We start from the raw sequence: 12,704 nt of genomic DNA on the forward strand, positions 1-12,704 counted from the left end.
TGACTGTTGACCGCAAGCGGAGATTTGTGTTCATCGCTCAAGATGTACGTAGATTTTTTGCGTATGAACGTATATTTCGCTATAAAACGGAAACACAGTATAACATTCAGGACATTGATACAGGAGGTGAAAAACAAATGAACAAATCAGACTTGATTACACACGTATCTGAAGCGACTGAATTGTCCAAAAAAGATGTAACGAAAGCGGTTGATGCCGTATTCGAAGCAATCTCTGAGGCTCTTCAAAGCGGAGATAAAGTACAATTGGTTGGTTTTGGGAACTTCGAAGTTCGCGAGCGCTCCGCACGTAAAGGACGCAACCCGCAAACAGGTGAAGAAATCGAAATTCCTGCGAGCAAAATTCCTGCATTCAAACCAGGTAAAGCGCTCAAAGACGGAATTAAATAAGATTTCTACATATTCCATATGTCGACAAAAAGACCGTGACTTGTTCACGGCCTTTTCTTTTGCCCTTTAACGATGATTCTTGCGGCTATCCGAGTGCTCAGGATCATCCGGTTGCCCGGTATAAGCAACGAGAATCAGTTCTTCGCCAGCAGCTGCAGACAGATGCTGTTCAATTTTTTTTAACTGATGAATATGCTCGTCTGTAAGTGCGGCAGGGGTGTACTTCATGTAGATTCTCCTTTCTGTGGCGGTACAACTGTAGTATGACCCGAGGGTAGCTGATTCTTGCGGTGCATCGTATAAGGCGCAGGTTGACAAATGAAACAATCTTAATCATCATTAACGCTATCGAACTTAAGAAGGGGACATGCGTGATGGATCATCCAACCGGCAATGATTATATTGTAATTAAGGCAGAGGAAAATGGTGTCCAGGTGATCGGATTAACCCGAGGTCAGGATACACGTTTTCACCACACCGAGAAATTGGACAAGGGTGAAGTGATGTTTGCCCAATTTACCACCCATACCTCAGCTATTAAAATCCGGGGCAAAGCCACGCTGATTACCAAGCATGGACAGATTGAATCGGAGTAATGTACAGATTGAATACAATCAAATGAAGATTGCAGGCATAGCCTGCTTTTTTTCATTGTACAATGAGGTATGAGCCTTTACCGGACAGACTACACTAACAGGTAAAGGCAGGGAGGCGTATATGAATCCGCGGATGATTGTTACTGCTTCAATGCTGGCAACGGTTGCGGCAGTCTTTCTGCTTGTTGCGATACAAACCTTACATATGCGTACCTGGGGCGGGGAAAACGTACAACCTGCCTCTGCATCACATCATCCTGTTCAGCTAACGAATGACAATCTGGTTGATGTGCTAAGCTCCATGCAACTATCCACACCCATCGCAAGAGTGGAATGGAAACAGTCCATTTTGACACTGGACCTCAAAGTAAAAGGAACGGGTACAAGTTACACTGAAATCTATGAGAACATGGCAGCTGTGGCGGATCTGGGCTTTCGTACTCTGGATAACGTGGATCAGGTGCTGCTGCGTGTGATGGCAGAGGATGAATGGATGCATAAACGACATCTGTTGCTTGCTGCTGATATTCGGCGTGGTGAGTGGCCCCTGTATGCGATTGACACATTACGGAACTGGAAAAGTGCGGCCTTTTCAGAGGAATTGAAGGACTGGTTTCATTTGATGGAAACCGAACTCTGGAAGAAGCAATTCGAAATGACAAGTCAGGGGTAATAGAATAGCAGGATTCAGTGCGTGCCCGATCAACATATGCTATAATATATAAGATTGTAGTGCAGAAATGGTTTAACAATGTTAAGGCTCGGAGGCTGAGAATGAATTCATATCGCGTACCCCAACTAGCAAAGAAATATACGGATTACGACATGATTCGACAACATACGGAAATCCCATCATTTCCGGATAGCCGAGCACGTCTGCTGCAGGTATTTGTGGGCCGCACAGACGAAAAGCTGCATCAAGAGTTATATGCTCTTGCAACTTCGCTCGTTCAGTTGGCCATGGATACGCATGATCGAATCGATACCATTTCCGGTGAGCGGAGAGAGCAGGAGATGCGTTCACGCCAGTTGAATGTACTCGCCGGAGATTATTTAAGTAGCCGTTTTTATCAATTGCTTGCCCAAGCGGGCAGAATTGAAATGATTGGCAAACTCAGTGGTGCTGTATCCGAAGTGAACGCACGCAAGATGACGCTGTATGAACGGATGAAGAAGCTTCTCGTTTCGGCTGATGAATACTTGCGTGAAACGGTACAGCTGAGAATGCAGCTGTTTCTTTCATTTACAGGCATGATTCGAGATAACGAAGAATCACTATGGAACAGCCTGTTGACCGAATTCAGCTCCTGCGAAACGATCGTGGAAGAACTGAAGCGGATGAATGACGAAAGACAATATCTCCACAGCTATGCATACTGGCACATATACGAGCATGGTAATGACGATGAGCGCACTGTGCTGCGTCAATCTGAACCGGATGTACGTGCATGGAACGCTATGATGCTGAAGCATAGGGTTGGTGAAGTTTTGCTGGACAAGCTTCGCGATTGTACACACCGCATTCAAGTGTTGTTGCAAGACGAGGAAGGGCGAATGGGCTTGCATGAGATCCATGCGATTCTTGAGCCTTACTTGGCATATTTGCAGCCTTCACATGCGGCAGTAAGGGAAGATTGAGGGGGAGACAGACGAATGGGGAGCGGAGAGACCAAACCGAAAGAAGAATATGTCCATTCGGTTTTTCAGAGCATAGCCGGAAAATATGATGTCATGAATGATATTCTAAGTTTCCGCAGGCATAAGGCTTGGCGCAAATTCACCATGAAAAAGATGAATATGTCCAAAGGTGACACCGGTCTTGATTTGTGCTGCGGCACGTGTGACTGGACGCTTGCTATGGCAGAAGCAAGTGAAACAGGGCACATGCACGGACTTGATTTCAGCAGCAACATGCTGGAGGTCGGTCAGACGAAGATCAATGCGGTTCAACGTCAGAATCAGATTACCCTGACACAAGGGAATGCCATGTCACTTCCTTTTGAAGACAATTCATTTGATTATGTGACAATCGGGTTCGGGCTTCGCAATGTACCGGATCTCAGACAGGTGTTATCTGAAATGAAACGTGTGGTCAAACCGGGCGGTATGGTTGTGTGTCTGGAATTGTCCAAGCCAACATGGCAGCCGTTCAAAGGTATTTATTATTTTTATTTTGAGAAGGTTTTACCGAATCTTGCCAAAGTGTTTGCTAAAAGTTTTGAGCAGTACAAATGGCTGCCCGACTCTCTGGCGATTTTTCCCGGAAGGAAGGAACTGGCGGACATTTTTGCAGAAACAGGATTACAAGAAGTGCAGGCCTACCCTCTAACCGGAGGTATCGCGGCATTGCATATTGGAACCAAGGAGAATCAGCATGTTTAGGAAAATTCGCATCTTTTTAGAAATGATCAAGATTGAACATACGCTTTTTGCTTTACCCTTTGCATTTATGGGGGCCATTCTAGGCTCCATGGTAGTGAATGATACCTTCCCAAGCTGGATGCAGATCATGTGGGTATTGCTTGCGATGGTCGGTGCACGTAGTGCAGCATTCGGTTTGAACCGGATTATTGACCAAGCGATTGATGGTAAAAACCCCCGTACTGCGATGAGAGCCATCCCGGCAGGGCTTTTGAAAAATGGGGAAGTTGTTATATTTGTCATTATCTCATTTATATTGTTATTCTGGGCCTCATCCAATCTTAATGTATTGTCCATGCAGCTGTTGCCTATTGCTGTGTTTATGTTGGTACTGTATTCGTACACCAAACGATTCACATGGTTATGCCACGTCGTTCTCGGAATGACGATTGGTTTGGCACCACTTGGTGGCTGGGTAGCTGTAACAGGCACGATGGATTGGACAGCGATTGTGCTGTACGTTACGATTGTGTTCTGGACAGCGGGCTTTGATATTATCTATGCATGTCAGGATCTGGAGTTTGATCAGGGAGAGGGTCTTCACTCCATACCTTCTCGCTTTGGCCTGGTTAAATCCTTGCAGATCGCTAAGTTCTTCCATGTGATTACTGCAATTGGTTTTCTTGCGTTATTGTTGATGACAGATCTGAGCTGGTGGTATGGCGCAGGCATGTTGGTGACGTATGGAATTCTGTTCTATCAACACTATATTGTATCGCCTAATGATATGAGCCGTGTTCAAACGGCGTTTTTTACCATGAACAGTTTGCTTAGTATAATCGTATTTACGTTTACTCTGATTGATCTGGCGGTGAAATAAATGGTACAGCAGCCGGACAATAAACGACTGGTTGTCGGAATTACCGGAGCGAGTGGCAGTATATATGGCATTCGATTAATTGAAACGCTGCTTGATTTGGAATATAACGTTCATCTGGTCATATCCAATGCAGGGTGGCGTGTACTGAAAGAAGAAATGGACTGGGATGTGACGAATCGGGATGTGGTGCTGGAAGAAAAATTCGGCAACCGTGCCGGTTCTCTGATCTACCATCCTGTGAGTGATATAGGGGCCTCCATTGCAAGTGGTTCTTATCTGGCCGACGGCATGATTATCATGCCATGTTCTATGGGAACTCTTTCGTCCATTGCGCAGGGATCGTCGGATAATCTGATGTCCCGTGCAGCTGATGTGATGATGAAAGAGGGAAGAACATTGATCCTCGTACCACGTGAGACGCCTCTTCATGCAATCCATCTGGAGAACATGCTGAAGCTTTCACGTCTTGGTGTGCGTATGATACCGGCTATGCCTGCTTTTTATTACAAACCTCAGACTATGGATGAGTTGATTCTGTTTTTGGTGGGAAAAGTGCTGGATAGCTTGCGAATCCCACATCAACTTTTTACAAGATGGGGAGAACCGGATGTACGGGGATAATGACTGAGTCCGATACAAGGCAGTTTTTTGCCAAGGTGTTGCTCGGTTTATTTGTCCCCCGAATCCCGGGGTATTGGTGAGTGCTGATGGTGAGTCTTCATGAACCACAGTCTTGACCCATGCTCCGGCAACTTCTGTATTTTGTTTCAGAACAAGTCGCAGAGTTTAATTCCCGGTTGTCGGCCATGACATTCGGTGAAGAAGAATACGTTAGAACTTTATGGAAAAACACAAGCAAGAACGGTAAGACGGGTTTTTCGTAATGCCTGCAGGCCCGACTTGCTGGAGGGGAAGGTAAGCATGGATTTGTGGACTGACAATACGCTGATACGGGTGAACGAATGAAACTATTGGATATTTTCGGGTTGTTAAAAAAGGACATGGATTACATTGAGAAAGAGCTCTATCGCAGTGTTCGAGGAGAACAGAAGCTGCTGAGTGAAACGTCGCTTCATTTGCTCAAAGCAGGAGGAAAACGGTTGCGGCCCGTTTTTGTATTACTTGGCGGGAAATTTGGTACATATGACATTGAACGTCTGAAGCTGGTCGCGGTTCCGTTGGAACTGATTCATTCCGCATCGCTCGTTCACGATGATGTGATTGATAATGCGGAGACACGCCGAGGCAAACCCACGGTGAAGTCAAAATGGGATAATCGGATTGCCATGTACACAGGAGACTATATCTACGGTAAGGCACTTGAGATGACTGCCGGATTATCCGATCCAGCTATTCATCGTATTCTTGCCAAAGCCATGGTACAGATGTCCATTGGTGAAATGGAGCAAATTCGCGATTTTTTCAATACGGGACAAAGTGTTCGTAACTATCTGCTGCGGATTCGCCGTAAAACAGCACTTCTGATTGCGGTTAGCTGTCAGTTAGGCGCATTGGCCACACGCGCGCCTGAGCATGTATCTTCCCTGCTGTATACATACGGATACAATGTGGGGATGGCTTTCCAGATTCAAGATGATGTACTGGATCTGGTAGGTACCGAGAAACAACTTGGTAAGCCACCAGGCAGTGATATGAAGCAAGGAAATATTACTCTTCCTGTACTTTATGCCCTAGAAGAATCCGATCTGCGGGAACCTTTGCTTAAGGAGATTTCCCGTGTCCAGCATGAAGAAGGACGGGCAAGTGCATCGGATGCAATTGGAATGATTCGCCAAAGTCAAGGAATCGCTAAAGCAGAAGCCCTTGCTGACCGATATATGAAGAAAGCGCTCGATGCTCTCGATCAGCTACCTAACATCAAGACGACCAAAAACCTGCGTGACATCGCTCATTTTGTGGTTAAACGTACGCATTAAACTTTGTATGACCTTCAACTCTCAGATCGCTCATACCCAAAGATGAACAGACTTGTGATATTCCTCATTGGGAGGATTTGGACATGTATGTTACAATCAGAGGGATTGCGTTTACATAGTGATTAACTTTGAACCGTGAGTGAGGAGTGAGCTGATGGATCGTACATTTTTGATGGTGAAGCCGGATGGTGTGCAGCGTGGATTGATCGGTCGAATTATTAGCCGTCTGGAAGACAAAGGATTTAAGTTGGTGGCAGGCAAATTGGTGCAGATGTCTGAGGAACAGGCAAAACGCCATTATGCTGAACATGAGGGCAAACCGTTTTTCGATGATTTGGTTCGTTTTATCACATCTGGGCCTGTATTTGCCATGGTGTGGGAAGGGGACGATATTGTGGCGCTTGCGCGCATCGTCATCGGAAAAACCAATGTGAAGGAAGCAGCTCCGGGTACCATTCGCGGAGACTTCGCCAGCCACACACCACATAATCTGATTCATGGGGCAGATTCACCGGAAAGTGCTTCCCGTGAAGCAGCCAATTTCTTTGCTTCAGATGAATTGGTGGTATACGACAAGAGCATCGCAGCCTGGTTGTAATTATTAGCCAAAAGGGTGATACACGATGCTGGAGCAAGAACAACTACTAGACCCGGATTACACCGGATTCATTCGTAAAATCAAAGAGAGCACAGGCATTGATCTTGCTCAATACAAGGAAGGCCAGATGAAAAGAAGGCTGACCACACTTCGCAACAAAAACGGGTTTCATACATTTTCTAACTTTTTTGATGCTATGCAGAAAGATAAATCATTGTTTTACGAGTTCCTTGATCGCATGACCATTAATGTGTCTGAATTCTGGCGTAATCCCAATCGTTGGGAAGTGCTGCGGGACGAGATCCTGCCTGAACTGCTAGGGTCCAAGCGTCGTGTCAAAGTCTGGAGTGCAGCCTGTTCAACAGGTGAAGAACCATACACACTTGCCATGATTTTGGACACGATGGGTATTTTGAAGGACAGCTCGATTACGGCAAGTGATCTGGATGAAGGTGCATTGGCCAAAGCCAAAGAAGGGCGTTATATGGAACGCTCACTTAAGGATGTGCCAAAGGAAACGGCGAACCGTTACTTCAAGCAAGATGGCCTGGTATACCGTATTGATGAGCAACTCAAAAATTCGATCAAGTTCATGAAACAAAATTTGCTGGTGGACCGTTTTGACGATGGGTACGATCTGATTGTGTGCCGAAATGTCATGATCTATTTTACCGAGGAAGCCAAAAACCTGTTGTATCACAAATTTGCAGCAAGTTTACGTCCAGGCGGTATCTTATTTGTGGGTAGTACGGAGCAGATCTTCTCCCCGGGACAATATGGTCTGGAGACAGCAGAAACATTTTTCTATCGGAAAAAATAATGATAATGGTTGTTCAGCCGTCTGAAGCACATGTACATGTGTTCAGGCGGTTATTTGTATACCAAGTACAAGAAAGAGCCGACTTTCTTGTCAAAGCCGGTCAGCTATACTATAATAAGCAAAGAAATTATGGGATTTTAGCAATGTGAAGTTTAACAGTTTAAAGGGGGAACGTATTATGAGTTTACGCTATTTAACCGCAGGGGAGACGCACGGACCCCAATTGACCGCTATTATTGAAGGATTGCCAAGTAATTTGACGATTGATTTTGAAGAACTGAATTTCCAGCTTCACCGCCGCCAAAAGGGGTATGGTCGTGGACGCCGGATGCAGATCGAGAAGGATCAGGCGAATTTCGTTGGTGGGATCCGTCACGGATATACAACAGGTGCTCCGGTAGCGCTGGTTGTTCAAAATAATGACTGGAAACATTGGCAGAATATTATGAATATTGAGCCGATCGAAGGCAGTGACGAAGAGAAACGTCGCGTTCATCGTCCTCGTCCCGGACACGCTGATCTGAACGGTGGACTCAAGTATAATCTCAAAGACTTGCGTAACGTATTGGAGCGCTCCAGTGCACGTGAAACAACAGTACGTGTGGCATGTGGTGCCATTGCACGTCAATTCCTGGCTGAATTTGGAATCAAGGTAGCTGGACGTGTACTTCGTATTGGAGAGATCGAAGCTCCATATCAGGACCTTCCGATTGATGAACTGATCGCAGTGACAGAAGCTTCCTCTGTACGTGTCACGGATGCTGAGACAGAGAAGAAGATGGAAGCCTACATCGACCAGATTAAACAAGAAGGCGATTCCATCGGAGGAATCGTGGAATGTATCGTTGAAGGGGTGCCAATTGGTCTGGGTAGCTATGTTCAATACGATCGCAAGCTGGATGCGCGAATCGCTCAAGGCGTAATGTCCATTAATGCATTCAAAGGTGTAGAGATTGGTATCGGATTCGAAGCCGGAGTCATTCGTGGTTCACAGGTGCATGATGAAATCATGCATACGGATGAACGCGGCTACCACCGGGCAACCAACCGTCTGGGCGGATTCGAAGGCGGGATGACGAACGGTATGCCAGTGGTTGTACGCGGTGTGATGAAGCCAATCCCAACGTTGTATAAGCCACTGCAAAGTGTGGATATTGATACGAAAGAAGCATTTACGGCTCAGGTTGAGCGCTCGGACGCTTGTGCTGTACCAGCAGCAAGTGTGGTGATGGAGCATGTTGTAGCGTGGGAAATTGCCAAGGCATTCCTGGAGAAATTCGGTGGGGATTCCATGGAAGAGATCCGTGCTAATGTTGCTAACTATAACGCTCAACTGGAGAATTACTAATATGCGTCAGCTGACGGTACAGTTGGAGGAGCGCTCATATCCGATTCTGATTGGTAGCGGCCTATTGGCACAAGCCCCTCAATATTTTGAGCAATATGGCCTAACCAAAAAAAGTCCCTTACTCATCATTACAGATGAAAATGTGGCTCCCAAATACTTGTCAGGTTTGGAGCAAACGCTGCGTATGGCTGGTTATACAGTCGTATCGGCGGTTGTACCCTCTGGTGAGACATCGAAATCCCTTTCGGTGTATCAGGATATGATGACCGTCGCGATCGAAGGCAAACTGGATCGGAGTTCTGCGATTCTGGCCCTAGGTGGTGGTGTCGTAGGTGATCTGGCGGGCTTTGTTGCTGCTACATATATGCGTGGAATCAAGTTTGTTCAAGTACCTACAACGATTTTGGCGCATGACAGCAGCGTAGGTGGCAAGGTGGCTGTCAATCATCCGCTGGCCAAAAATATGATCGGTGCATTCCACCAGCCCGAGCTGGTACTCTACGATGTGGACACACTTCAATCCTTGCCGCCACGAGATGTTTCGGCAGGTTTGTCAGAGATGCTGAAGCACGGGCTGATCCGTGATGCGGCTTTTGCACACTGGTGTGAGGAACATGCAGAGGAGTTGCTAGCGCTCAATCCCGAAGCGTTGGGATATGGTCTGGAGCGAGGTTGTGGTATCAAGGCAGAGATCGTATCCAGAGACGAGCGTGAAAATGGAGAACGTGCATTGTTGAACCTTGGACATACGATTGGTCATGCCATTGAAGCGATTGCCGGTTATGGAGAATTCCTGCACGGAGAAGCAATTTCCATCGGTATGGCTGGATCGGCATTGCTTGGTGAGAAGCTTGGTGCGCCAGCAGGGCTGTATGAAGATACGGTCCGCATGTTGCGTTCACTTCGCCTTCCAACAACGATGCCTGCTCATCTGGACACGGATGCATTAATGGAAGCGATGATGCATGACAAAAAATTCCGTGAAGGTCATATGGTGTTCATCATTCCTGATCGGATTGGGGCTGCAAGAATTGTGAAGGACGTACCTGTGTCGACAGTTCGGGACGTCATTGAGATGCTCAGGAAGGGAGAATAACAGCAATGGTCACACGAGGAATTCGCGGGGCTACAACAGTCACGCAGAACAACGAAGAACAGATTTTGAAAGAAACGGCTGTATTGCTGCAGGAGATTGTGGATCGCAATGAGATCCAACCGGAAGATATCTGTAGTGTGTGGATTACGTTAACTGGGGATCTGGATGCTGCTTTTCCGGCAAAAGCTATACGCCAACTGGATGGTTGGGAACTCGTACCACTGATGTGTGCACTGGAAGTTCCGGTTAAAGGTGCCTTGGCACAATGCATTCGATTCATGGTACATGTCAATACAAACAAAGCTCAGAACGAAATCCATCATGTGTATCTGAACGGTGCACAGGCATTGCGTCCGGATCTGGCAGCACCTTCTGGATCTTAAAAAAGCAGGTTGTCAAACAGATCATAATGATGTATAGTGAGAACCAGTTGAGTAGAGTAGAGATTGAGCTGAGAGCAGCTGAGCTAGTGGAGTATATAGCAGAGTCCAGTGGGTGGTAACCGGGGCAACAGAAACCGGTCAACTGATTCACGGTACGTCGTGCTACGGAAGTTGTAACAGGAACAGGAAAGCAGCAAATGTGTCGTAGGACACCTTTTGTTTAGATATATATCGGTTCAACACAAACATGTACTTTCCCATATTTTACGAAATATTGGAATGAGTAGTTGATGTGTTATAACTGATTTATTTTCCCGCATTGGATGATGTAACATGCATCAATCCAGAGACCTGTAATAATCCGAGAGCGAAGTATAGGGACTTGTTATTTATGAAGCATCACCCTGTTGAATACAGCTTATAACCAAACCTCTACCTGATGGTAGAGGTTTTTTTGTACATATTTTTTTCTTCTACCCTTATAGGTTCAACTAAGCTTTTTACACAAACGGAGAGGACAGAAATAACCTGATGAAGCGGAGCGTTCGCCTTTATCAACGGATTTTCCCTTTAGAAAGGGAGTCAAAAAATTCTGGGGATAACAGCGATCGGAAGGTTGTTCAGTCATCGGAGTGCTCAGTGTAACCTCTTTAGTTGAACCTACCTAAATCTGAAAGGACGTGATTTGATGATAACGCCAAACGTTAATCAAGTACTGAAAATGTCAAATGAGTATAATCTGATTCCGGTAGTCAAACGGATTTTGGCAGATATGGAGACTCCGATTCGAATATTCCGCCGTTTTGCTGACAACGACCGGGCATTCCTGTTGGAAAGTGTAGAGGGGGGAATCCAATGGGCGAGATACTCGTTCATCGGTACAGATCCGTTCCTAATGATTTCGGCCAAGAAGGGCCGGATTGTAGTGGAAGAAGCGGGACAGACTCGTGAATTGCCAGGCAAACCGATTGAAGAACTGAAAGCACTGTTGCGTAAGTACCGCAGCCCAAAAGATGATGAACTGCCACCATTCACAGGCGGGGCAATTGGTTTCTTCGGATATGATCTGCTGTCCTATTATGAGAAGCTTCCAGCCCACGCGCTGGATGATCTGAATATGGATGACATCCGTTTTATGTTCTGTGACCAGATTATCGTGTTCGACCATGTGAAGCAGCAGATGCTGCTCGTCGGTAATGTACACGTCAAGGATGGTGCAACGGATGATGAGATACGGCAAGCGTATGCGGTGACTTCGGAGAAGCTGGAGCAGGCCGCTGAACGGTTGCAGCAGCAAGGACCAGGGGAAAATCTGAATCCGCGTTCCATTCCAGGAGACGTGGAGCTGGGAGATATTCGCTCCAACCTTACGAAGGAACAATTCATAGGTAATGTAGAGCAAGCCAAAGAGTACATTCGCGCAGGTGATATTTTTCAAGTGGTATTATCCCAACGTTTTCACATTGATACAGAGGTTTCTCCGCTTCACGTGTATCGCGTGCTTCGAACCCTGAATCCATCACCTTATATGTACTACCTCAAAATGGATGATGAAATTATCGTCGGCACTTCGCCTGAAGCGCTGGTCAAGGTGGACGGAAATCGTGTGGAGACACGTCCGATTGCGGGAACACGTCCAAGGGGGGCAACCGAAGCGGAAGATCGTGCACTCGCTGCTGATCTGCTCCAGGATGAGAAGGAACGTGCGGAGCATCTCATGCTGGTTGATTTGGGCCGTAACGATCTGGGTCGGGTATCCAGCTTCGGCAGTGTGAAGTGTGACATGTTCATGGAGATTGAACGGTATTCTCACGTGATGCACATGGTATCCAACGTTACGGGCGAGCTAAGAGATGATAAGGATTTCTTCGATGCGTTCCTCTCATGCTTGCCAGCGGGTACCGTATCTGGTGCACCGAAACTTCGTGCAATGGAGATCATAGCGGAACTGGAGAAAGAGGCACGCGGTGCATACGCCGGAGCGATTGGATACCTCGGTTTCTCTGGTAACATGGACTCCTGTATTACTATTCGTACGATTATTTTCAAAAAAGGAAAAGCATATGTGCAGGCCGGAGCAGGCATCGTGTGGGATTCAGTGCCTGAGAATGAATATGTAGAAACGGTTAACAAAGCCAAAGCATTGCTCAAGGCGATTCGAACAGCAGAAGCCATGTTTCCTGCCAAAGAAAAGGACAGCACGTTGAGATTGGCAAATGCAGACTACTTTGTCACACCAGCTGCCGCTAAAAACTAAGAGAGGAGAGACCGGAGA

The 12,704-nt window shown here is 46.5% G+C and carries 15 protein-coding genes; 14 read left to right on the forward strand and 1 reads right to left on the reverse strand.

Annotation, left to right across the window (positions count from 1 at the left end):
* The first annotated feature begins 137 nt into the window (after positions 1-137).
* Positions 138-410 (forward strand): HU family DNA-binding protein, encoded by a 273-nt coding sequence (locus tag ACX9NY_RS04595; protein WP_024630670.1) that lies wholly within the window; start codon positions 138-140, stop codon positions 408-410.
* Between the two features lie 66 nt (positions 411-476).
* Here ACX9NY_RS04595 and ACX9NY_RS04600 read toward each other — a convergent pair whose 3' ends face one another.
* Entirely contained in the window at positions 477-638 is a 162-nt protein-coding gene (locus ACX9NY_RS04600) for a hypothetical protein (protein WP_472477286.1), read from the reverse strand.
* 146 nt (positions 639-784) lie between these two features.
* On the opposite strand from ACX9NY_RS04600, the gene mtrB reads away from it, so the two are divergent.
* The 13 genes from mtrB (at position 785) to trpE (ending at position 12,686) form a co-directional block, all read left to right on the forward strand.
* On the forward strand, positions 785-1,006 hold the full coding sequence (mtrB, locus tag ACX9NY_RS04605) for a trp RNA-binding attenuation protein MtrB (RefSeq protein WP_017687697.1): 222 nt from the start codon (positions 785-787) through the stop codon (positions 1,004-1,006).
* A 121-nt stretch (positions 1,007-1,127) separates the two neighbouring features.
* The gene (locus tag ACX9NY_RS04610; RefSeq protein ID WP_339235223.1) at positions 1,128-1,679 is read left to right on the forward strand and encodes a hypothetical protein; all 552 of its coding nucleotides are present in this window, start codon (positions 1,128-1,130) and stop codon (positions 1,677-1,679) included.
* Between the two features lie 101 nt (positions 1,680-1,780).
* The gene (locus ACX9NY_RS04615) at positions 1,781-2,644 is read left to right on the forward strand and encodes a heptaprenyl diphosphate synthase component 1 (protein ID WP_339256140.1); all 864 of its coding nucleotides are present in this window, start codon (positions 1,781-1,783) and stop codon (positions 2,642-2,644) included.
* A 15-nt stretch (positions 2,645-2,659) separates the two neighbouring features.
* Positions 2,660-3,388: a demethylmenaquinone methyltransferase gene (locus ACX9NY_RS04620; RefSeq protein ID WP_339235218.1), complete on the forward strand. Its 729-nt coding sequence runs from the start codon at positions 2,660-2,662 to the stop codon at positions 3,386-3,388.
* Entirely contained in the window at positions 3,381-4,247 is an 867-nt protein-coding gene (locus ACX9NY_RS04625) for a UbiA-like polyprenyltransferase (protein ID WP_091028934.1), read from the forward strand. Before ACX9NY_RS04620 ends, ACX9NY_RS04625 begins: the two co-directional genes overlap by 8 nt.
* The gene (locus tag ACX9NY_RS04630) at positions 4,248-4,868 is read left to right on the forward strand and encodes a UbiX family flavin prenyltransferase (RefSeq protein ID WP_472477289.1); all 621 of its coding nucleotides are present in this window, start codon (positions 4,248-4,250) and stop codon (positions 4,866-4,868) included.
* 341 nt (positions 4,869-5,209) lie between these two features.
* Positions 5,210-6,184 carry a polyprenyl synthetase family protein gene (locus ACX9NY_RS04635; RefSeq protein ID WP_017687703.1) on the forward strand — a complete coding sequence of 325 codons (975 nt, stop codon included), beginning with the start codon at positions 5,210-5,212 and terminating at the stop codon, positions 6,182-6,184.
* A gap of 154 nt (positions 6,185-6,338) precedes the next feature.
* On the forward strand, positions 6,339-6,782 hold the full coding sequence (gene ndk / locus ACX9NY_RS04640) for a nucleoside-diphosphate kinase (protein ID WP_339235211.1): 444 nt from the start codon (positions 6,339-6,341) through the stop codon (positions 6,780-6,782).
* Between the two features lie 25 nt (positions 6,783-6,807).
* Positions 6,808-7,602 (forward strand): CheR family methyltransferase, encoded by a 795-nt coding sequence (locus tag ACX9NY_RS04645; protein ID WP_062835189.1) that lies wholly within the window; start codon positions 6,808-6,810, stop codon positions 7,600-7,602.
* Positions 7,603-7,780: 178 nt separating this feature from the next.
* Positions 7,781-8,950 carry a chorismate synthase gene (aroC, locus tag ACX9NY_RS04650; RefSeq protein WP_105599406.1) on the forward strand — a complete coding sequence of 390 codons (1,170 nt, stop codon included), beginning with the start codon at positions 7,781-7,783 and terminating at the stop codon, positions 8,948-8,950.
* Between the two features lies 1 nt (position 8,951).
* Positions 8,952-10,046: a 3-dehydroquinate synthase gene (gene aroB, locus ACX9NY_RS04655; RefSeq protein ID WP_472477292.1), complete on the forward strand. Its 1,095-nt coding sequence runs from the start codon at positions 8,952-8,954 to the stop codon at positions 10,044-10,046.
* 5 nt (positions 10,047-10,051) lie between these two features.
* The gene (aroH, locus tag ACX9NY_RS04660; RefSeq protein ID WP_253438600.1) at positions 10,052-10,429 is read left to right on the forward strand and encodes a chorismate mutase; all 378 of its coding nucleotides are present in this window, start codon (positions 10,052-10,054) and stop codon (positions 10,427-10,429) included.
* Positions 10,430-11,117: 688 nt separating this feature from the next.
* Positions 11,118-12,686 carry an anthranilate synthase component I gene (gene trpE / locus ACX9NY_RS04665; protein ID WP_472477294.1) on the forward strand — a complete coding sequence of 523 codons (1,569 nt, stop codon included), beginning with the start codon at positions 11,118-11,120 and terminating at the stop codon, positions 12,684-12,686.
* Positions 12,687-12,704 lie beyond the last annotated feature (18 nt).

Source organism: Paenibacillus sp. CB74, assembly GCF_055687625.1.

Bases quoted from the DNA above. Each gene is read 5' to 3' on its own strand.
- ACX9NY_RS04595 (WP_024630670.1), top strand. From the start codon at position 138: ATGAACAAATCAGACTTGATTACACACGTATCTGAAGCGACTGAATTG.
- ACX9NY_RS04600 (WP_472477286.1), bottom strand. From the start codon at position 638: ATGAAGTACACCCCTGCCGCACTTACAGACGAGCATATTCATCAGTTA.
- mtrB (WP_017687697.1), top strand. From the start codon at position 785: ATGGATCATCCAACCGGCAATGATTATATTGTAATTAAGGCAGAGGAA.
- ACX9NY_RS04610 (WP_339235223.1), top strand. From the start codon at position 1,128: ATGAATCCGCGGATGATTGTTACTGCTTCAATGCTGGCAACGGTTGCG.
- ACX9NY_RS04615 (WP_339256140.1), top strand. From the start codon at position 1,781: ATGAATTCATATCGCGTACCCCAACTAGCAAAGAAATATACGGATTAC.
- ACX9NY_RS04620 (WP_339235218.1), top strand. From the start codon at position 2,660: ATGGGGAGCGGAGAGACCAAACCGAAAGAAGAATATGTCCATTCGGTT.
- ACX9NY_RS04625 (WP_091028934.1), top strand. From the start codon at position 3,381: ATGTTTAGGAAAATTCGCATCTTTTTAGAAATGATCAAGATTGAACAT.
- ACX9NY_RS04630 (WP_472477289.1), top strand. From the start codon at position 4,248: ATGGTACAGCAGCCGGACAATAAACGACTGGTTGTCGGAATTACCGGA.
- ACX9NY_RS04635 (WP_017687703.1), top strand. From the start codon at position 5,210: ATGAAACTATTGGATATTTTCGGGTTGTTAAAAAAGGACATGGATTAC.
- ndk (WP_339235211.1), top strand. From the start codon at position 6,339: ATGGATCGTACATTTTTGATGGTGAAGCCGGATGGTGTGCAGCGTGGA.
- ACX9NY_RS04645 (WP_062835189.1), top strand. From the start codon at position 6,808: ATGCTGGAGCAAGAACAACTACTAGACCCGGATTACACCGGATTCATT.
- aroC (WP_105599406.1), top strand. From the start codon at position 7,781: ATGAGTTTACGCTATTTAACCGCAGGGGAGACGCACGGACCCCAATTG.
- aroB (WP_472477292.1), top strand. From the start codon at position 8,952: ATGCGTCAGCTGACGGTACAGTTGGAGGAGCGCTCATATCCGATTCTG.
- aroH (WP_253438600.1), top strand. From the start codon at position 10,052: ATGGTCACACGAGGAATTCGCGGGGCTACAACAGTCACGCAGAACAAC.
- trpE (WP_472477294.1), top strand. From the start codon at position 11,118: ATGATAACGCCAAACGTTAATCAAGTACTGAAAATGTCAAATGAGTAT.